Raw genomic sequence first — 19,681 nt, 5'->3', positions numbered from 1 at the left:
GTTAGGCGCAGGCGTTTGCCGGGGAGGGGCGCGGCGTATCCGCGCGCGCCCCCAGCGGCGGGGCTTATGCCGCCAGGTCGTACGGCTTGATATCGCCGTTGAGATAGAGGTTGCGCGCCTTGGCGCGGCTGAGCTTGCCCGAGCTGGTGCGCGGGAGCGTGCGCGGCGGGATCAGTTCGATCACGCAGTTCATGCCCGTCACCGAGCGGACGCGCTCGCGGATTTCCTCGCGCAGGCGGACGCGCTCGGCATCGTCCGAGCTGCGGCACTGGACGAGCACGGCGGGGGTTTCCTCGCCGCCCGGCGTGGTGATCGCAAAGGCAGCGATGTCGCCGGCCTTGAAACCGGGGAGCTGCTCGACCGCCCATTCGATGTCCTGCGGCCAGTGGTTGCGGCCGTTGATGATGATCATGTCCTTGGCGCGACCAACGATGTAGACATAGCCGTCGCTCAGATACCCCATGTCGCCGGTGTCGAGCCAGCCGTCGACGAGGCACGCGTCGGTCGAAGCCTGGTCGCGGAAATAGCCGACCATCACCGAGGGCCCCGAGCACCACAATTTGCCGATCGCGCGCTCGGGGAGCGGGGTGCCGTCCTCTTCGCGGATCTCGACCTTCATGTCGCGTACCGGCTTGCCGCAATTGACGATCGCGCGGTAGCGCTGCGGCCGGTCCTCGCCGGCGGCGACGCCCGAAAGCTGCGTTTCCTCGACGAGTTCGACGCGGATGCCTTCGGTCGGGGGCATGATCGAGACGGCGAGCGTCGCTTCGGCCAGGCCGTAGCTCGGCAGGAACGCGCTCGCCTTGAAGCCGGCATCGGCGAAGGCGTCGACGAAGCTCTGCATCACGTCGGGGCGGATCATGTCGGCGCCATTGCCCGCGAGCCGCCAGCGCGACAGGTCGAAGCGCTCGGATGCCTTGGTCTGGCTCGACATGCGGCGTGCGCAAATGTCGTAGCCGAAGGTCGGCGAATAGCTGATCGAGGTGCCCGGGTTGCGGCTGATCATGTCGAGCCACGCGAGCGGACGCCGCGCGAAATCCTCGGTCTTGAGATAATCGGTCGAGACCTGGTTGGCGACCGGGGAGAGGAAGCAGCCGACCAGCCCCATGTCGTGATACCAGGGCAACCACGAGATGCAGCGATCGCCGTAGATGAGCTGCATGCCATGCGCGTGCGCCGCGAGATTGTTGAGCAAGGCGTGGTGCGTGATCGCGACGCCGTGCGGGAAGCGCGTCGAGCCGCTCGAATATTGCAGATAGGCGATGTCGTCGCCCTTGGCCTGCGGCAGCGCGACGTCGGGCGCGGCGCGCATCGCGAGCTCCGACCAGTCGATGCCGGTGATGCCCGCGACCGTCGCAGCGTCGGCGCCCATCTGCGCGAGTTCGGGCGGGTAGATCAGCAGGGTGGGATCACAGCTGGTGAGCTGGACGCGCAATTGCTCGATATACGAATCGCGGCCGCCGAACGATGTCGGCAGCGGCAGCGGGACGGGCCACGCGCCAGCGTAGATGACTCCGAAGAAAAGCGCGGCGAATTCGGGGCTGGTCTCGGCGACGACGGCGATACGGTCCTCGGGCCGGATTCCCGATGCGATGAGGCGACGCGCGACCACCTGCGCATCCTCGCGCAGTTCGGCGAACGGATAGGGCCGCGCGAGCGCGCCGCGGGCATCATGAAAATTCAGGCCACGGACGCCGGTTGCGGCATAATCGAGCGCTGCCCCCAGCGTTTCGAAATCGGCAAAACGACGCAAAAGCGTGTCTTCGGTCGGCGTCGCGAGCAGGGCAGGCGGAGCGGCTGCACCCTTCCGCTCGTCCGACTGCGTATCTATCGTCTTGAAATTCATTGGTCTTTGCGCCCTTGATCGCGGCATCCTGCGTTGGCCGCGCCTCTATGTCTCGTCTTCAGCACGCACCCCTGCTTATGCCAAGCGTTCAAAATCGGGACCGACTATGGCACAATGATGGCGTCATGCACGATCCAGCCCCGAAACGATCCGCTCGCAAAGAGATACGCGTTGCGCCGCCGTTAGATGCGGCGGCGCTCGAACGGCTCGCTTTGCGCTATGTCGAGCGCTTTGCGACGACGCGTGCCCGGTTGACGGCGTACCTCGTCCGCAAGATCCGCGAACGCGGCTGGGACGGGGCGCACGCGGCGCCCGAAGCGCTCGCCGAAAAGCTCGCCGAACTCGGCTATATCGACGATCGCGCCTTTGGCGAGGCGCGCGCCGCGGCGATGGGTCGGCGGGGCTTGGGCAAGCGGCGCGTGACGGGCGCACTGCATCATGACGGGATCGACGAAGCCGATAGCGCCGCGATCGTTCCCGCGGTTGAGGAGCGCGCGCTCGAGACCGCGCTGGCGTTTGCGCGCCGCAAGCGGATCGGCCCGTTCGCGCTGGCGCAGGCCGAGCGTCCGCTGCGTGAGAAGCATATCGCCGCGATGATTCGCGCCGGCCATGACTATGCCCTCGCCCGACGGATTGCCGCGATGGCCCCCGGCGAAGTTTTCGATACGCTCAGCTAATGAATCCTGTATAGTTCAAATAAAAGTACCGGTTCGGACCGAAGGGCGGAAGATATTGCTTCGCGCTCAGACCGTGCTTATTATTGTGCCGGGGGAAGTGGCGATGCGCAACGAAACGATTCCGGCGCTTGGGGCGCTGGATTGGAAAGAAGAGATGGAGTTTTCCGGCGCAGAGTCGTCGGATTCCGCGCGCGTCTATACTGGCGTGCTCAAATGGTTCGATATGACGCGGGGGTTCGGCTTTCTCGTCGCGGACGATGCGTCGGTCGGCGACATCCTGATCCATTTTTCGGTGCTGCGCCCGCATAACCGCCGCAGCCTGCCCGAGGGCGCGCGGCTCGAATGCCTCGCCGGAATGCGAGACCGTGGCTTGCAGGCGACCGAGATCCTGTCGATCGACCTTTCCAACGCGATCGAGCCGCTCCAGCGCCCGCGCAGCGACGCGCTGCGGAACGATGTGCTCGGCTTGCTCGACCAGGCCGGGCCGTTTGAACCGGTGACGGTGAAATGGTTCAATCGTCTCAAGGGCTATGGTTTCCTGATGCGCGATGGCGATTCGGGCGATATCTTCGTCCATGTCGAAACGCTGCGGCGCGCAGGCTTTGCCGAGGTCGAGCCCGGCCAACGACTGCGCGCGCGGATGAGCGCGGGCGACAAGGGGCCGCTTGCGGTGGCGGTCGAAGAGGAAGGCTGAGCGTACCCATGGTTGTTGCAGACGCGCGCGCGGCGGCGCTCGCTTTGGTGTTCGCGACCGCTGGATGCAGCGCGGCGCCCACGACTCACGCTGCCGAGGCGCCCGCCGGGACGATCGCGCTGACGATCGCCAGCAGCAACGGCACGCACGCCTTTGCGGTCGAACGCGCCAAGACCGAGGAAGCGCAGCAGCGCGGGCTGATGTTCCGCACTGATATTCCGCTCGATGGCGGCATGCTGTTCGCGCCGTACCCGCCCAAGGGGCCGCCGCGCGAGGCGAGCTTCTGGATGAAGAACACCCCGAGCCCGCTCGACATCCTGTTCATCCGCCCCGACGGGACGATCGCGCGGATCGCCGAAAACACCGTCCCGCAATCCGAAGCGCAGATCCCCTCGGGCGAGCCGGTCAGCGCGGTGCTCGAGCTGCGGGGCGGACGCGCGCTCGATCTGGGGATCAGCGAGGGCGATCATGTCAGCTGGCAGGGCGCCCGGCGAAGTGATCGCGGTTGAAGGCGGCGCGAGCCCGCGCTAAGCGCTACGCCATGGGCATCAATCTCAATCCTTTCACGTGGTGGACCGGCGCGAGCTGGGGCACGGCATTCGGTCTGCGCGGCAAGGCGCGTGTCGGCGAAGACGCGCTCGGCAACGTCTATTACGAGGGCGGTGCCGACACCGCGGGCAACCCGCGGCGCTGGGTGATCTATAACGGCGTCAACGATGCCAGCCGCGTGCCGCCCGAATGGTTTGGCTGGCTGCACCATCAAGTCGCAGACGTCCCCTCGCGCGCGCTGCCCGCGCCGCGCGCGTGGCAGATCCCCGCCGAGCCCAATCTAACCGGCACGCTTGCTGCGTATCGGCCGAGCGGTGCACTCGAAAAGGGCGGCGTGCGCGCCGCCGCGACGGGCGATTACGAAGCCTGGACGCCCGACGCGTGATTCGCCGCGCGTTGGTGGGCGTGGTGCTGGCGTCGCTGGCGGTAACCGCCTGCGGCCCGACCAAGACCGCCGCGCCGACGCAGCAGCCGACTCCCGAGACCGCGCTCGACGCCGACACCAGCGCTGCCAATATCGTTACGGTCGATGTCGGTGGCGGCGTCGACCCGAGCTTTGGCGCGACGCCGATGGCGCAGCGCGTCGCGACGCTCGGACTGCTCAACAAGCGCAACGGCGTGGCGCGCGACGTGACGCTCAAGCCCGGTACTGCGGTGCGCGTCGGCGATGTCGTGATCCGGCTGCGCGCGTGCGAGCAGACCGCGCCGTGGGAGCAGGAGCATTATACCGGCGCCTTCGTCCAGCTCGACGTGCAGGGCACCGACAAGGTGTGGCGTCGTCCGTTCTCGGGCTGGCTGTTCAAGGAACGGCCCGCGCTCAACGTCGTGCCGCACCCGATCTACGACGTCTGGGTCAAGAGCTGCGCGATGACCTTCCCCGAAGGCGGACCCGAGTCGGTTTCCGGCGGCGGTCCGGCCGAGTCGAGCGCGAAGCCGCGGTCGAGTGCGAAGAAATCGGCGACCGAGACCGACGAAGCCGATGAGCCGATCGCCGAGGATACCGCGGGCGACAGCAACGCGAGATAGGCCGCGCGGCTGATCTCGACCGCGCCCAACGAGGCGAGGTGATCGGTCATGAACTGGCAATCGAGCAAGCTGAACCCGCCGACGCGCAGCCGCGCGACGAGCCACGCGATCGCCACCTTCGACGCGTCGCGCGCGCGGCTGACCATGCTCTCGCCGAAGAACGCGTGGCCGAGCGCGAGCCCGTAAAGCCCACCGACCAGCGTCTCGCCGTCCCAGACTTCGATCGAATGCGCAAAGCCGAGCGTGTGGAGCGTGTTGAAAACCTGTTCGATCGGCCCGTTGATCCAGGTGTCGGGGCGATCCTCGGCCGATTCGGCGCACAAGCGCAGGATGTCGGGGAAGGCGCGGTCGGCGGTGACGCGGTAGCGCTCGGCGGCGATCGTCTTGCGCAGCGATTTCGAGAGGTGGAAACCGTCGAGCGGCAGGATCGCACGGTCGTTGGGCTCGACCCAATAGACGTCGTCGATGTCGCGCCCGTCGGCCATCGGGAAGACGCCGACCGAATAGGCGCCGAGCACGAGATTGGGATCGAGCGGCGTGACGCGCGGTCTCACGCGGCGAGGCGGCGCTCGATCGCCTGCCACAGACTGGCAAATGCCTGCGCCCCCGCCGAACGTGGCGCGAAGCTGCCGACCGCTTCGCGACGCACGGTGACTTGCTCGACCTGGCTCGCCATCGGGATCACCGGCCAGTCGGGGTGCCGCGCGATCGCGTCGGCGTGGAGCTTGCGGCGGCGGTCGACCATCGAATGGACCGGCATGACCTCGACCTTGGCGCCGAGATGCTTGACCACTTCGGCGAGCGCGCGTTCGGACAAAGGCGAGGGGATGACGGGAACGACGATCAAATCGGCGGCGCGCATCACCTGATCGCTCGTCTCGGTCAGGCCGGGCGGGCAATCGAGCAGCACGCGGTCATAATTCTTGCGCAGGCCGACGAGCAGTTTCTGCAGCCGCTTCTTCTTGTCGAGTTCGTGGAACAGCAGATCGAGCCCGCGCAGCGACGCATCCGCGGCGAGCAGGTCGAGCCGCGCGACCGCGGTCTGCTCGATCAGCTTTTCGGGTTCGACATCCTTGGCGAAGACCGATTGCGCTTGTTCGCGCGGCTTGGTGCCGGCGGCGCGGTTCGACAGGAGAAAGCTCGAGGCGGCTTGCGGATCGAGATCCCACAACAGCGTCCGGCGCGACGACAGCGTGGCCGCGCACCAGGCGAGGTTCACCGTCAGCGTCGTTTTGCCGACGCCACCCTTGAGGCTGTAGATCGCGATCGTCGACATGAAGGGTCCTTATCGTATCGAACGACCCATCGTGGCCAATCGCCGCGGCAGAGGCAAGGTTTGGAGGACGGAAAGCCCCGCCCCCGAGGGGGGAGGGGCTTTCCGTGAAAGGATCAGATATCGCAGAGCTGGGCGGGCTTGCCCGGCTGCGTGAGCGTGACGGCCTTGGGGTTGCCCGTCAGCACATAGCCATCGGCCTTGAGCGGATCGCCGGCCTTTTCGGCGGTGAGCTTGACCGGGGTCGCGTCGGGCTTCGACTTGACCAGCACTTGCTTGTCGCCTTCGAAGAAGGTGACGTAGACGAGGCTGTTGTCCTTGCAGCGCAGCGTCGCTTCGGACTTGATCGCGGGCGGCAGCTCGACCGGCGCCTTGTTGGCGAGGACCGACGCCATCGGGTCGGGCGTGACCGAGGTCACTTCGGTCGGCTTGCTGTCGCAGGCCGAAAGGGCAAGGAGCGCGAACGCGGCGGCGGGGAGGAGTCGAGTGGTCATGCCAACGGCTTCGCGCACGCAACATTGTGCGTCAAGAGGGTAGTGTTACTGCGACGTACACTTTCTTGCGTTGCAATAATTCGGTCATCCGAGGTTCATCTTCATTCATGAAACTCATCAAGATCCGGGATTCTGCCAAAGGCGATCTTGGTTCCGATGCGGTCGATTCGCTCGCCGTGCTGCGGGCCGAGGCTGACCGCGTTGCGCCCGAACTTTTCGTTGATCCGGTCCATCGCGCGGCTGAGCGCGAGCGTGCGGGTTTCGCGCGCGAGCGGGTCGTCGGGGTCGAGCAGGCCGAACAGCGAATCCTGTTCGCCACCGACAGGTTCGATCTCGGCAAGCGTCACACCGACCATGCGGATCTGGAAATCGCCGGGCCGCGTCCGGCCCGCCGCGATCAGCCGGGGAAAGAGCGATTCCAGCGCTGCGAGCACGACGAAGCTGTCCTGCGTCGCTGGCAGCTTGACCGAAGTCCGCCAGCTCGACTTGTCGTCCTCGAAGCGCGCGTGGAGCACCAGCAGCCGCGCGCGGCACTGCTTGCGGCGCAACCGGCTGGTCGCCTTGAAGGCGAGGCGGCGTGCGGTGAGGCGGACGGGCACGACGCCGCGCTTGCCGGGCGAGAGCACGTGGCTGTGGCCGATGCTGCGGCTTTGCGTCGCCTTTTCGGGCAGATCGACGCCGTGGAGCTGGTACCACAGCCGATCGCCATTGGTGCCGCCCCACGCGGTGCCCGCGTCGCGCGGGCGGCGTTCGCAATATTGCCGGATGTCGTTGATCCCATCCTGCGCGAGCCGCCGCTCCATCTTCGCGCCGATGCCGCTGATGTCGCGGAGCTGGAGGTCGTAGAGCCGCTGCGGCAAGCTCGCGGCTTCGAGCACGACGAGCCCGTCGGGCTTCTGCATGTCCGACGCGAGCTTGGCGAGCAGCCGGTTGGGGGCGATGCCGACCGAGCTCGTCAGGCATTCGCCGACATGCGCTAGGATCCCGGCCTTGATCCGCCGTGCGAGCGCGGTGGCGTCGGCGACGCTGTTTTCATTGTCGAGCAGGCGGCAGGCGACCTCGTCGATCGAGCAGACCTTGGTGACGGGGATATGCTTCCAGATCTCGGCGACGATCGCCTCGTGGAATTCGACATATTTGTCGTGGCGGGCGGGGACGACGATCAGCTCGCGGCACAACCGCTTCGCTTCCCAGACGGGCGTGCCGGTGCGGATGCCGAAGCGCTTGGCCTGAATGCTCGCTGCGATCGCGACGGTGGTATCGCTGTCGACGGGCGCGACGAGGATCGGCTTGCCGCGCAATTCGGGCGCGAGCTGTTGCTCGACTGCTGCGAAATAGCTGTTGAGATCGAGGAACAGCCAGCGCAGCGGCCGCGGCGGAAAAACGTGCGCGTCGCGCCCCGGGGGCGCCTCACAGGGAGGCACGGCGGCGCGCTCGCGGCCGATTTCCGCTCCGTAGGAATCGGCGGCGCGCTGAGCGGCGGACTCGGGAGCGGTCGTGAACATTGCAGGAACGTATCACGCGCTGCATGCCGGGAACAGGGGCTGCAATAGGCTCTCCCCGTATGCACGGGGCAGGGGAGGCACGCGATCGTCCGGGCGATGCGATCATGGAGATCGGCGAGAGTCTTCTCGTCATGGCCACCACAACATTTTCGATCCCGCCGGGTCGCACCGCGGGCTGCTGCTGATGCGGTGGGTCTCACTGATCAGCCGCGCCATTCCTCGTACAATCGCGCGTTCAGCAATTCGGACGGGGCGCCGGGCAGGGCTTGCAACGGGCGCGGGGAAGGATAGCATCGACGCCATGGCGCATCCGATCACCCGCTTCGCCGACTTCTGGCCGTATTATCTGCGCGAGCATGCGCGGCCGCAGACGCGCGCGCTGCATTATGCGGGCACTGGGCTGACGTTCCTGTTCCTTGCGGTTGCGCTGCAATGGGGCGGATGGTGGTGGCTGGCGCTGCCGATCGCGGGCTACGGCTTTGCCTGGGGCGCGCATTTCGGCGTCGAGAAGAACCGCCCGGCGACCTTCACCTATCCGCTCTGGTCGCTCGCGAGCGATTACCGGATGTTCTTCCTGTGGCTGAGTGGACGGCTGCGTCCGCATCTGCGCGCGGCGGGGGTAGCCTAGCGCGGTTGCTGGCCGCGACGATGTCGGCGTAGGCGCTCTTCTATCTGCTCTGTCTGCGAGATTTTCGCGCCAGCGGAGCCGCGCGTCATTGCTCCCCGGCGGAGGACTGAAAGGCGGATTTGTCGTCAGCAAAGCGGCCCTCCATTGCAGGGGCGGACAGGCACGCTATGTCTGCGCGATGCACACCACGCCCAACACGCTCGCACTCATCGGCAACACCCCGCTCGTCCTGTTGAAGGGGCCGAGCGAAGCCGCCGGTGCCGAAATCTACGGCAAATGCGAATTCGCCAACCCTGGTGCCTCGGTCAAGGACCGTGCCGCGCTCGGGATCGTCGAGGATGCCGAGGCGCGCGGGAGCATCGCGCCGGGTGGCACCTTCGTCGAAGGGACTGCGGGCAACACCGGGATCGGGCTCGCGCTGGTCGCCAATGCCAAGGGCTACAAGACGATCATCGTCATGCCCGAGACGCAGAGCCGCGAGAAGATGGACACGCTGCGCGCGCTCGGCGCCGAGCTCGTGCTTGTCCCGGCGGCGCCCTATTCGAACCCTGGCCATTTCGTCCACACCTCGCGCCGGATCGCCGATGAGACCCCGAACGCGGTATGGGCCAACCAGTTCGACAACATTGCCAACCGCAAGGCGCACATCACCGGCACCGCCGAAGAGATCTGGGCACAGATGGACGGGCGAATCGACGGCTTCACCTGTGCCGCGGGGACGGGCGGGACGATTGCGGGCGTTGGCCTTGGCCTGAAGGCCAAGGACGAGAAGGTCTGCATCGCGCTCAGCGATCCGCACGGCGCTGCGCTGTACGAATATTATGCGCATGGCGAATTGAAGTCGGAAGGGTCGTCGGTCGCCGAAGGAATCGGGCAGGGGCGAATCACCGCGAATCTCGAAGGCGCGCCGATCGACACGCAGTTCCGAATCTCGGATGCCGAGGGGATGGAATGGGTCACACGGCTGCTCGCCGAAGAAGGGCTGTGCCTCGGGCTTTCCTCGGGAATCAACGTCGCCGGCGCGGTTCGCCTTGCACGCCAAATCGGAACGGGCAGCCGAGTCGCGACGATCCTGTGCGACAGCGGTTTCCGTTACCTATCAACGCTCTACAACCGCGCATGGCTAGAGGCCAAGGGGCTGGTCGTTCCACCTTGGTTACTGCACGATTGATCGCGGGATCGACAACCGTGCCTTAACACGTTACATTTATGCCACAGCTTATGAAAATCATCGCCCAGGATCCGGCTCAGACGAGCCAGCGCGCCAAGGTCGGCATGATCGGTCTCGCCGCCGTTTTGCTGCTCATCGGCCTCGCTTCGGCGATTTTCGCGACTGCCAACCACGATCGGCAAGTCGCGGCGATCGGCAGTGCGCGGCCAGACGTCGTCGCCAATATGGTCGCGGCAAACATCGTCGATCCCAACGCGCCCAAAGAGCCGCTTGCCGAACTCGGCGTCGCGCCGAGCGCTGCCACGCCCGATGGCAATACCGTCGAAACGCGTCCTGCCGCAGCCAAGCATTGAGCGTGGGAGAGGTGGGGATTTTACGGGAAACCTACCCGCGACCTGCGGTTTGTACGGGGGTTCACCTGCGTTTTGCGCCCCATCTTCGAACACAGCGAGAACAACCTGATATGGCGCAAAAATCTTCGACGGTGATTCGAAGCGATTGAGCTCATTTCCCGGTAGATCCCCGGATTTCCCCTTGTGTCCCCGATTGGCCCCATGGTAACTGTTCGCTACAGGGACAGACTTATCTCGCCTGCGCGTCATGCGCTGACACTACAGGCACCGAAATTTGCGATTGGGCACTTTTCGGTTCGGGAGAGGCTTGTCCGCCGTGTGCGGGGGAAGCGTGGAAGACCGGAGCGATTATCAGGGGGAGGGACTGGGACTTGTCGATGACAAGGGCCGGGTCGCGATTCCTGCATCGCTGCGTCAGGCGCTCGCCGCCAACAGCCCGCGCGCCGACGGCAAGGACGGCGGCACCGTCATCATCGGCGTCCATCCCGAGCAGACCTGCCTGCGCGCGTACGATCCGGGCTATGTCCGCATCCTGAAGGCGGAGGTCGAGGATCTCCAGGCGCGCCACATCGCCGAGCACGGCAAGCCCGACTTCAACCTCAAGCGCCGCAACGCCAGCGGTGAAGCCGTGCCGTTCGATGGATCGGGCCGCTTCATCATGCCCGGCTTCCCGCGCGATTATGCGCGGATCGCCGAGAATGCGTTCTTCTGGGGTACGTTCGACTGGATCGACATCTGGGACCCCAAGACGCTGCTCGACGCGGTCGGCGTCGATGATGCGATGCAGGCGGCGTGCCGCTATCATTGCAAGACCAAGGGGATCGCGCTGTGAGCGACGCGATCCAGGCCGATGCCCCGCATATCCCCGTGCTGTTCGACGAAGTGCTCGACGCGCTCGCGATCGAGGCTGGTGAACGCCATGTCGATGCGACTTTTGGCGCGGGCGGCTACACGTCGGGCATGCTCGCGCGCGGCGCGCGCGTCTTCGCCTTCGACCGCGATCCCGATGCGATCGCGGCGGGGCGCGCACTTGTCGATTCCTCCGCCGGCGCGCTGACGCTGATACCGGCGACTTTCTCGGCGCTCGATAGCGAACTCGCAATGCGCGACGCCATGCCGGTGCAGGGCGTGACGATGGATATCGGCGTGTCGTCGATGCAGCTCGACCAGGCCGAGCGCGGCTTCTCGTTCCAGTCCGATGGCCCGCTCGACATGCGGATGAGCCAGGAGGGCATGAGCGCCGCCGACTTCCTCAACACCGCCGACGAAGCCGAGATCGCGCACGTCATCAAGGAATATGGCGAGGAGCCGCGCGCGCGCCGCGTCGCACAGGCGATCGTCTACAATCGCCCGATCGCGCGGACCGGCGAGCTGGCGCGGATCGTGCGCAAGGCGCTCGGCTACAAGCCGCATGACAAGAAGGATCCCGCGACGCGGACCTTTCAGGCGATCCGCATCCACATCAACCGCGAGCTGGGCGAGCTCGAGGACGGCCTCGCCGCTGCCGAACGCGCACTCGCGCCCGGCGGGCGGCTCGCGATCGTCACCTTCCACAGCCTGGAAGATCGCATGGTCAAGCGCTTCCTGCGCGAACGCTCGGGCTCGCTGCCGTCGGGGTCGCGGCATCTGCCCGAGGTCGCGGCGAAGCACGCCCCCAGTTTCGAAGAGGTCGGTCGCCCGGTGAAGGCGAGCGAGGACGAGATCGCGCGCAACCCCCGCGCGCGATCGGCAACGTTGCGGACGGCACGACGGACCGGTGCCGCCGCATGGTCAGAAGGAAGTTTGTAATGCTGGGTCTTGCGGGCAAGAGTCTCGGTTGGTTCCTCGCCGGCGTCGCGGTGGCGCTCGGCTTCCTGCTGGTGCCGTTGCAGGTTGCGGCCGAGCGCAAGCGACTCGACCGCACCGCCGCCGACATCGTCCGGGCGAAGCGCGACATCCGCGCGCTCGAAACCGAGTTCGACACCCGCGCCAACCTTGCCCAGCTCGACAAGTGGAATGCCGAGACGCTGGGGCTGGTCGCCCCTGCGGCGGACCAGTTCGTCGCCGACGAGAGCGCTTTGGCGTCGATCGAACCGACGCAGCGTGGCACGGCGCCGCAAATGGCCTCGTTCGTTCCAGCCGCTCCCGCTGCCGTGGCGATGAGCCAGCAGCCGGTGATCCAGCCTGCGGTCGCGACCGCCGTTGCACCGGCCGCGCCACGCGCCGCCGCCGCCGCCGCCGCCGCCGCCGCCGCCCCCGCGCAGCGGGTCGCACCAGTGTCGGGTGCGGTCGCGGCGCCCGTGGCCCGTACCGCGATGGCGTCGGTCAGCCGCGAGCGTCCCCGTGCCGCGGTCGCCTTGCTCGATCGCGCCTTGCTCGACGATAGCGTGATCGGCGATCTGCGCAGCAGCGCGCGCGCTGAAAAACGGACCTCTCGATGAGCACGTTGGTCGCCCGCCCCGTCCCCGCCCGTCGCTCGAACGATCAGCGGCATGCGCTGGTCGCGGTGGCGCATGTGCGGTTGATGATGCTGATGCTGCTGATCGCGGCGGGCTTCCTGTTGGTGATCGGGCGGATCGCGTTGCTCGGGCTGTTCGGCGGCCCGGCGGGCGCGGCGACGCTCGCGATCAATCCGGTGGTGCGCGGCGACATTCTCGACCGCAACGGCCAGCCGCTCGCGCGTACGATCGAGGCGTGGACGATCGGCGTGCGCCCGGGTGACGTGCTCGGCGACCGACAGGAACTGGCGGGGCGGCTCGCCGGGCTGATGCCCGAGCATGATTCGGCCTGGTATCTCGACCGGCTGACGATGAAGGCCAAGTTCACCTATCTCGACAAGCACGCCTCGCCCGCGATGGTGAATCAAGTCCACGCGCTCGGCGAACCCGGCATCGTCTTCGCGCGCGAGCCCGAGCGGCTCTATCCGCAATCGACGATGGCGGCGCACGTGCTCGGCTATATCGGGCCGACCGGCACCGATCCCAAGATTCTCGGTCGCGCCGGTGTCGAGCGCGCGTTCGAGCAGCGCCTCACCGATCCGACTCGCCGCGGCGACGCGATCGACCTGTCGATCGATGCGCGCGTGCAGGGCGCGATGGAGAGCGAGCTCAGCCGCGCGATGGTGATGTTCCAGGCGCGCGCCGCGACCGGGCTGGTGCTCGACGTGCGCACCGGCGAGGTGATCGCGATGGCGTCGCTGCCGGTGTACAATCCCAACAAGTTGACCGGCACCACCAGCGACGCTTTGCGCAACAACGTCACGCAATCGGTCTACGAGCTCGGCTCGACCTTCAAGCCGATCACGATGGCGACCGCGATCCAGACCGGCACGATCACCTCGATGGCGCGCCGCTTCGATGCGACCGCGCCGCTCAAGGTCGGCAGCTATACGATCCATGACGAGCGCGGCGATCCTAAGCGCTGGCTCAACATCCCCGAGACGCTGATCTATTCGTCGAACGTCGCGACCGCGCGGATCGCCGACGAGATCGGCAAGGACAAGCTTTCGGCGATGTTTACCGCGATGGGCTTTGGCGAGCGCCCCTCGATCGAGCTGCGCGAGCGCGCCGGGCCGATCTGGCCGCGCTATTGGGGGCGCACCACGGTGATGACGACGGCGTACGGCCACGGCATCGCGGTGACCCCGCTGCATCTCGCCAATGCCTATGCGACGATGGTCAACGGCGGCATCTGGCGGCCGACGACCCTGCTCAAGGTGGCACCCGGCCAGGCTGCGGCGGGGCGGCGTGTGCTGAGCGAGCAGACCAGCGCGCGGATGCGCCAGCTGCTGCGGCTCGTCTGCCTTTACGGCACCGGGCGCAAGGGCGATGCGCCGGGCTACCGCGTCGGCGGCAAGACCGGGACGGCCGAGGCGGCTTCGAACGGCGGGTACGACCATCATCGCAACGTCGCGACCTTCGTCGCTGCCTTCCCGATGGATGCGCCGCGCTACGTCGTGCTGGCGATGCTCGATTCGCCGCTGGGGACCAAGGAGACGGGCGGCTGGAAGACCGCGGCGTGGAACGCGGCGCCCGTGGTGGGCCGCGTGATCGCGCGCACGGGGGCGATCCTCGGTGTGATGCCCGATACGCGGCGCGAGGTGAATCTCGCCGATCTGCAACCGATGCTGAGCCTGGTCGCGGGTGCCAAGCCCCCGACCGGCGGAGAAGAGCAATGAAGCTTTCGGCGCTGGTTCCCGGCGCCCCGGATACGACCGTGACGGGCTTTGCGATCGACCATCGCAAGGTCGCGCCGGGTGTGGTGTTCGGCGCGTTCCAGGGTGCGGTCGTCAATGGCGAGGATTTTGTCCCCGCCGCGGTGGCCGGTGGCGCGATCGCGGTGGTGGCGCGGCCCGAGGCGGCGGTCGAAGGCGCGCTGCATGTCGCCGATGCCGAGCCGCGGCGAAAATTCGCCGAGCTGGCGGCACGCTTCTTCGCGCCTTTTCCGCGGATGGCGGTCGCAGTGACAGGGACCAACGGCAAGACCTCGACCGTGGAGATGGTGCGCCAATTGTGGCGGATGGCGGGGTTCCATGCCGCCTCGATCGGGACGCTTGGGGTGACAACGGGCGACGACCAGGTCTCGACCGGCCTCACCACGCCCGACGTAGTGACCTTCCTCTCGAACGTCGCGGGGCTGGCGCGCGAGGGGGTGAGCCATGTCGCGTTCGAGGCTTCGTCGCATGGCTTGTCGCAATATCGCACCGAAGGCCTGCGCGTGTCGGCGGCGGCGTTCACCAACCTCAGCCGCGATCATCTCGATTATCACGGCACGATGGAGGCGTATCTCGAGGCCAAGCTGCGATTGTTCTCCGAAGTGCTCGTCGAGGACGGCGTCGCGGTGGTGTGGTCCGATGATCCGATGGCGGCCCGCATCGCCGAGGTCGCGCGGTCGCGCGGGATCCGGGTGATCTCGGTCGGGACGCAGGGCGAGACGCTCAAGCTCGTCGGACGCGTGCCGACCTTGCTTGGGCAGGGGCTCGCGATCGAAGCCGAGGGTAAGACGTACAAGATCAATCTGCCGCTGATCGGCGCGTATCAGGCGGCCAATGCGCTGGTCTCCGCCGGGCTGGTGATCGCGGCCGGCGGGGATGTGGCGACGACGCTGTCGGCGCTGTCGCGCCTTCAGCCGGTGCGCGGACGGCTCGAGCGCGCGGTGATCGCGAAGAGCGGGGCGCCGGTCTATGTCGATTATGCGCATACCCCGGATGCGCTCGATGCGGCGATCTCGGCGCTCAAGCCGCACGCGGCGGGCAGGCTGATCGTCGTGATCGGCGCGGGCGGCGACCGCGACCAGGGCAAGCGTTCGGCGATGGGCGCGGTCGCGGCGGCGATGGCGGACCAGGTGATCGTGACCGACGACAATCCACGTTCTGAAGATCCGGCGGCGATCCGCGCGATGGTGCTCGAAGGCTCGCCTGGCGCGACCGAGATCGGCTCGCGTCGCGAGGCGATCGGCGCGGCGATCGCGGCGGCGGGGCCGCAGGACATCGTGCTGATCGCGGGCAAGGGGCATGAACAGGGGCAGATCGTCGGCGATCTGGTGCTGCCGTTCGACGATGTGAGCGTTGCGCGGGAGATGGCAGCGTGAGCGGCGTGCAATTTCCTCCCCTCCCCTTCAGGGGAGGGGCCGGGGGTGGGGCCGTGTCTCACCGAGCGGGTTGCCCGTTACAGCCCCACCCCAACCCCTCCCCTGAAGGGGAGGGGCTATGAGCGTCCTGTGGACCTCCGCCGACATCGCGGCCGCCATCGGCGGCGTCGCGTCCGCACCCTTCACAGCCACCGGCGTCACCTTCGACTCGCGCGAAGTCGGCCCCGGGGACCTGTTCATCGCGCTACCGGGCGAAGCAACCGACGGTCACCGCTTCCTGCCGCAAGCTTTCACCCAAGGCGCGGCGGGTGCGATCGTCTCGCAGCCGGTCGAGCATCCGCACGTGCTCGTCGCCGACACGACGGCCGCGCTCGACGCGCTCGCCCGTGCGTCCCGCGCCCGCACCGCCGCAAAAATCATCGGCGTCACCGGCTCGGTCGGCAAGACCGGCACCAAGGAAGCGCTGTTCGCAGCGCTCGATCGCGGCGCGCGCGGGGCGGCGCATCGCTCGGTCAAGAGCTACAACAACCATACCGGCGTGCCGCTCAGCCTGTCGCGGATGCCAGCCGAAACCCGCTTCGGCGTGTTCGAAATGGGCATGAACCACGCAGGCGAACTCAGCGCACTCACCCAGCTCGTCCGCCCGCACGTCGCGATCGTCACGACGATCGCGCCTGCGCACACCGCTTTCTTCCGCGACGAAGCCGCGATCGCCGATGCCAAAGGCGAGATTTTCCAAGGCCTCGAACCCGGCGGCGTCGCGATCGTGCCGTATGACAGCCCGCACCGCGACCGCTTGGTCGCCGCCGCCGCGCCGCATGCCGCGCGGACCGTGACCTTCGGGCTCGACAAGGGCGCCGATGTCCGCGCGATCGAATCGATGCGGCTGGCAAGCGGCGCGACCTTCGTGACCGCGGTGGTGGGGGAGCGCGAGCTGAGCTTCACGATCAGCCAGCCCGGGCAGCATTGGGTGTCGAACAGCCTCGCGGTGTTGGCAGCGGTCGACGCGGTCGGCGGCGATCTCGCGGCGGCAGGGCTTGCGCTTGCCGAGCTCGGCGGGCTCGCCGGGCGCGGCGCGCGTTTCGCGATGCCGCTCGGCGATGGCGACGCGCTGGTGATCGACGAAAGCTACAACGCCAATCCGTCGTCGATGCGTGCGACGCTTGCCGTCCTCGGCGCCGAGCGCGCGACGCGCAAGATCGTCGTGCTCGGCGAAATGCGCGAACTCGGCGAGCGTTCGGACGGCTATCATGCCGCATTGCTCGAGCCGATTCTTGCGGCCGGGGTCGAAGCGGGCATTCTTGTCGGTGAAGCGATGGCGCCGCTGGCAAACGTGCTTGAGGGGAAGGGTGATTTCGTCCATGTCGCCGACGCCGCCGCGGCGCGCGCCAGTCTTTTGAAGTTGCTGGCACCGGGCGATGCGGTACTCATCAAGGGATCGAACGGCGTAGGGCTCTCGGCAATTGTCGCCGACCTGCGAAGCAGGATACCGGAAACCCTGCGGGGCGGGACACTTTAATGCTCTATTTCATCGCCGATTATTTGGGTTTCCCCGGGCTACTCAATCTCATCCGGTACCAGAGCTTCCGCACCGGCGCCGCGGTCGCGACGTCGCTGTTCCTCGGCTTGCTGATCGGCCCACGCTTCATCGGCTGGCTGCGGTTGCGCCAGGGCAAGGGGCAGCCGATTCGCAGCGACGGCCCGCAATCGCATCTCGCCAAGCGCGGCACGCCGACGATGGGCGGGCTGATGATCCTGACCTCGATGGTCGCCTCGATCCTGCTGTGGATGGATCTTTCGAGCCCGTATGTCTGGGCGTGCACCTTCGTGACGCTCGGCTTCGGCGCGATCGGGTTCCTTGACGACTATGACAAGGTCCGCAAGGCGAGCACGGCGGGCGTGTCGAGCCGGATGCGGCTGATCGGCGAGTTCGTCATCGCCGGGATCGCCGCGATGCTGATCGTCCACCAGAACGGGACGCATCTCTATCTGCCGTTCTACACCGGGTCGGTGATCGATCTCGGCTATTTCTACGTCGTGTTCGCGGCGTTCACGATCGTGGCGTTCGGCAATGCGGTGAACTTGACCGACGGGCTCGATGGCCTCGCGACGATGCCCGTCATCATCGCGAGCGTCGCCTTCATGGCGATCGTCTATCTCGTCGGGCGCGCCGATTTCGCGCATTATCTTGGCATTCCGCATGTGCCGCACGCCGGCGACCTCGCGATCTTCTGCGGCGCGATCGTCGGGGCGGGGCTTGCCTTCCTGTGGTTCAACGCGCCGCCTGCCGCGGTCTTCATGGGCGATACCGGGAGCCTTGCGCTCGGCGGTGCGCTCGGCGCGATTTCGGTCGTCGCGCATCACGAGATCGTGCTCGGCATCATCGGCGGGTTGTTCGTCGTCGAGGCGATGTCGGTCATCATCCAGGTGTTCTTCTACAAGCGCACCGGGAAACGCGTCTTCAAGATGGCGCCGATCCACCATCATTTCGAGCAGCTCGGCTGGAGCGAGCCGACCGTCGTGATCCGATTCTGGATCATCGCGCTGGTGCTCGCGCTGGCGGGGCTTTCGACGTTGAAATTGCGGTGATCGTCTCGCCCCTCTGGCGCGGCAAGAGCTTCGCTGTGCTGGGGCTCGCACGCTCGGGCGCAGCGAGCGTGCACGCGTTGCTCGCTGGCGGCGCGCGAGTCGTTGCGTGGGATACGGATGAGCAGCGGCGCGACCACATCAGCGCTCGCGCAGTCGGGCAAGATCTGGTGTTGGCCGACCCGCTCGAGGTCGATCTTGCCGATTTCGACGCGCTGATCGTCTCCCCCGGCGTTCCGCTCAATCGTCACCCCGTCGCCGCGAAGGCGCGCGCCGCCGGCATTCCGATCATCGGCGATATCGAACTGTTCGCGCAGGCGCGGCCGGCGCTCCCCGCGCACAAGGTCGTCGGCATCACCGGGACCAACGGCAAGTCGACCACCACCGCGCTCGTCCACCACATCCTGCAGAGCGCGGGGATCTGCAGCCTGATGGGCGGCAATATCGGCCTGCCGGTCCTCGAACAGACCCCGTTGCCCGAAGGCGGCGTCTATGTGCTCGAACTGTCGAGCTACCAGATCGACCTTACCGTCAGCCTCGATTGCGAAGTCGCGGTGCTGCTCAACCTGACGCCCGACCATCTCGACCGCTATGACGGGTTCGCCGCGTACGCCGCGTCGAAGGCAGGGCTGTTCGCGATGCAGGCCACGACGCACGACGCCATCATCGGCATCGGCGATACCCCCTCGGCGCTGATCGCGCGGAGTTTGTCGGCGCGTGGCGAGCATCTCACCAAGATCGCGCCGGGCGTGTGCATGGACCAGTCGCGCTGGCCAAGCCTGCAGGGGCCGCACAATGCGCAGAACGCGCTCGCCGCAATCGCGGTGTGCCAGGCGCTCGGCGTGCCCGAGGCGATGATCGATCGCGGGCTCGAAAGCTTTGCCGGCCTGCCGCACCGGATGGAGCGCGTCGCGGTGCGGGGCGGCGTCACGTTCGTCAACGACAGCAAGGCGACCAACCCCGAATCGACCGCGCCCGCGCTCGCGGCGTTCACGCGGATCCACTGGATCCTCGGCGGCAAGGCCAAGTCGGACGATCTCGACGCCTGCGCTCCGTCGTTCGGCCATGTCGTCCACGCTTATACCATCGGCGACGCCGCGCACACGTTCGCCGCGATCCTCGACGGCAAGATCCCCGTGACGGTGAGCGGCGACCTCGCCACCGCCGTCGCGCAGGCCGCCGCCAACGCGCAGCCGGGCGACACCGTCCTGCTGTCGCCGGCGTGCGCCTCGTTCGACCAGTTCCGCGATTTCGAGGATCGCGGCGACCAGTTTCGCGCCGCGGTCGAGGCGCTGGCGTGACCGAGCAGCG

General features: G+C 67.2%; 20 protein-coding genes and 1 pseudogene. 16 read left to right on the top strand and 5 right to left on the bottom strand.

Annotated features, from left to right (window positions below):
• Positions 1-64: 64 nt before the first annotated feature.
• Positions 65-1,846, bottom strand: coding sequence for a fatty acyl-AMP ligase (locus IE187_RS06385; protein WP_229839246.1), 1,782 nt, complete (start codon positions 1,844-1,846; stop codon positions 65-67).
• 125 nt (positions 1,847-1,971) lie between these two features.
• On the opposite strand from IE187_RS06385, the gene IE187_RS06380 reads away from it, so the two are divergent.
• From IE187_RS06380 to IE187_RS21660, 5 genes and pseudogenes are all read left to right on the top strand, one after another.
• Positions 1,972-2,523 carry a regulatory protein RecX gene (locus IE187_RS06380; protein WP_133190044.1) on the top strand — a complete coding sequence of 184 codons (552 nt, stop codon included), beginning with the start codon at positions 1,972-1,974 and terminating at the stop codon, positions 2,521-2,523.
• A gap of 103 nt (positions 2,524-2,626) precedes the next feature.
• On the top strand, positions 2,627-3,217 hold the full coding sequence (locus IE187_RS06375) for a cold-shock protein (RefSeq protein ID WP_438810916.1): 591 nt from the start codon (positions 2,627-2,629) through the stop codon (positions 3,215-3,217).
• A gap of 8 nt (positions 3,218-3,225) precedes the next feature.
• Positions 3,226-3,726: a DUF192 domain-containing protein gene (locus IE187_RS06370; protein ID WP_189675494.1), complete on the top strand. Its 501-nt coding sequence runs from the start codon at positions 3,226-3,228 to the stop codon at positions 3,724-3,726.
• Positions 3,727-3,758: 32 nt separating this feature from the next.
• Positions 3,759-4,151, top strand: coding sequence for an NADH:ubiquinone oxidoreductase subunit NDUFA12 (locus tag IE187_RS06365; RefSeq protein WP_133190040.1), 393 nt, complete (start codon positions 3,759-3,761; stop codon positions 4,149-4,151).
• Positions 4,152-4,336: 185 nt separating this feature from the next.
• Positions 4,337-4,570, top strand: a pseudogene (locus tag IE187_RS21660) (DUF2155 domain-containing protein); the annotation flags it as partial.
• Positions 4,571-4,605: 35 nt separating this feature from the next.
• Here IE187_RS21660 and aat read toward each other — a convergent pair.
• The 4 genes from aat to IE187_RS06340 all read right to left on the bottom strand — a co-directional run bounded on the left by aat (position 4,606) and on the right by IE187_RS06340 (position 8,064).
• On the bottom strand, positions 4,606-5,346 hold the full coding sequence (aat, locus tag IE187_RS21275) for a leucyl/phenylalanyl-tRNA--protein transferase (RefSeq protein WP_189675493.1): 741 nt from the start codon (positions 5,344-5,346) through the stop codon (positions 4,606-4,608).
• The gene (locus tag IE187_RS06350) at positions 5,343-6,068 is read right to left on the bottom strand and encodes a ParA family protein (RefSeq protein WP_189675492.1); all 726 of its coding nucleotides are present in this window, start codon (positions 6,066-6,068) and stop codon (positions 5,343-5,345) included. Before IE187_RS06350 ends, aat begins: the two co-directional genes overlap by 4 nt.
• A 113-nt stretch (positions 6,069-6,181) precedes the next feature.
• Positions 6,182-6,559 carry a hypothetical protein gene (locus IE187_RS06345; protein WP_133190034.1) on the bottom strand — a complete coding sequence of 126 codons (378 nt, stop codon included), beginning with the start codon at positions 6,557-6,559 and terminating at the stop codon, positions 6,182-6,184.
• A 101-nt stretch (positions 6,560-6,660) separates the two neighbouring features.
• Positions 6,661-8,064, bottom strand: a complete 1,404-nt coding sequence (locus IE187_RS06340; protein WP_229839244.1) for a Y-family DNA polymerase — start codon at positions 8,062-8,064, stop codon at positions 6,661-6,663.
• Between the two features lie 301 nt (positions 8,065-8,365).
• On the opposite strand from IE187_RS06340, the gene IE187_RS06335 reads away from it, so the two are divergent.
• The 11 genes from IE187_RS06335 (at position 8,366) to murD (ending at position 19,671) form a co-directional block, all read left to right on the top strand.
• Positions 8,366-8,692 carry an Mpo1-like protein gene (locus IE187_RS06335; protein WP_189675491.1) on the top strand — a complete coding sequence of 109 codons (327 nt, stop codon included), beginning with the start codon at positions 8,366-8,368 and terminating at the stop codon, positions 8,690-8,692.
• Positions 8,693-8,870: 178 nt separating this feature from the next.
• Positions 8,871-9,863 (top strand): cysteine synthase A, encoded by a 993-nt coding sequence (locus IE187_RS06330; RefSeq protein ID WP_133190030.1) that lies wholly within the window; start codon positions 8,871-8,873, stop codon positions 9,861-9,863.
• A 50-nt stretch (positions 9,864-9,913) separates the two neighbouring features.
• Positions 9,914-10,216, top strand: coding sequence for a hypothetical protein (locus IE187_RS06325; protein ID WP_189675490.1), 303 nt, complete (start codon positions 9,914-9,916; stop codon positions 10,214-10,216).
• Positions 10,217-10,547: 331 nt separating this feature from the next.
• A complete protein-coding gene (locus IE187_RS06320; protein ID WP_133190026.1) occupies positions 10,548-11,048 on the top strand; it encodes a division/cell wall cluster transcriptional repressor MraZ in 501 nt (166 codons plus the stop codon).
• The gene (rsmH, locus tag IE187_RS06315; RefSeq protein WP_189675489.1) at positions 11,045-12,004 is read left to right on the top strand and encodes a 16S rRNA (cytosine(1402)-N(4))-methyltransferase RsmH; all 960 of its coding nucleotides are present in this window, start codon (positions 11,045-11,047) and stop codon (positions 12,002-12,004) included. Before IE187_RS06320 ends, rsmH begins: the two co-directional genes overlap by 4 nt.
• A complete protein-coding gene (locus tag IE187_RS06310) occupies positions 12,004-12,636 on the top strand; it encodes a hypothetical protein (RefSeq protein WP_189675488.1) in 633 nt (210 codons plus the stop codon). Before rsmH ends, IE187_RS06310 begins: the two co-directional genes overlap by 1 nt.
• Complete coding sequence (locus IE187_RS06305) at positions 12,633-14,372, top strand: peptidoglycan D,D-transpeptidase FtsI family protein (RefSeq protein WP_189675487.1); 1,740 nt, start codon at positions 12,633-12,635, stop codon at positions 14,370-14,372. The genes IE187_RS06310 and IE187_RS06305 overlap by 4 nt, the downstream gene beginning before the upstream one ends.
• Positions 14,369-15,784 carry a UDP-N-acetylmuramoyl-L-alanyl-D-glutamate--2,6-diaminopimelate ligase gene (locus tag IE187_RS06300; RefSeq protein WP_189675486.1) on the top strand — a complete coding sequence of 472 codons (1,416 nt, stop codon included), beginning with the start codon at positions 14,369-14,371 and terminating at the stop codon, positions 15,782-15,784. The genes IE187_RS06305 and IE187_RS06300 overlap by 4 nt, the downstream gene beginning before the upstream one ends.
• A gap of 118 nt (positions 15,785-15,902) precedes the next feature.
• Complete coding sequence (locus IE187_RS06295) at positions 15,903-17,303, top strand: UDP-N-acetylmuramoyl-tripeptide--D-alanyl-D-alanine ligase (protein WP_189675485.1); 1,401 nt, start codon at positions 15,903-15,905, stop codon at positions 17,301-17,303.
• Positions 17,303-18,373 carry a phospho-N-acetylmuramoyl-pentapeptide-transferase gene (mraY, locus tag IE187_RS06290; protein WP_133190014.1) on the top strand — a complete coding sequence of 357 codons (1,071 nt, stop codon included), beginning with the start codon at positions 17,303-17,305 and terminating at the stop codon, positions 18,371-18,373. Before IE187_RS06295 ends, mraY begins: the two co-directional genes overlap by 1 nt.
• A complete protein-coding gene (gene murD, locus IE187_RS06285) occupies positions 18,370-19,671 on the top strand; it encodes a UDP-N-acetylmuramoyl-L-alanine--D-glutamate ligase (RefSeq protein WP_189675484.1) in 1,302 nt (433 codons plus the stop codon). The genes mraY and murD overlap by 4 nt, the downstream gene beginning before the upstream one ends.
• Positions 19,672-19,681: the final 10 nt, after the last annotated feature.

The organism is Sphingomonas glacialis (assembly GCF_014653575.1).
Classification (GTDB): domain Bacteria; phylum Pseudomonadota; class Alphaproteobacteria; order Sphingomonadales; family Sphingomonadaceae; genus Sphingomonas; species Sphingomonas glacialis.
The sequence above is the reverse complement of the archived record's forward strand: the minus strand, read 5'-3'. Positions and strand labels throughout refer to the sequence as shown.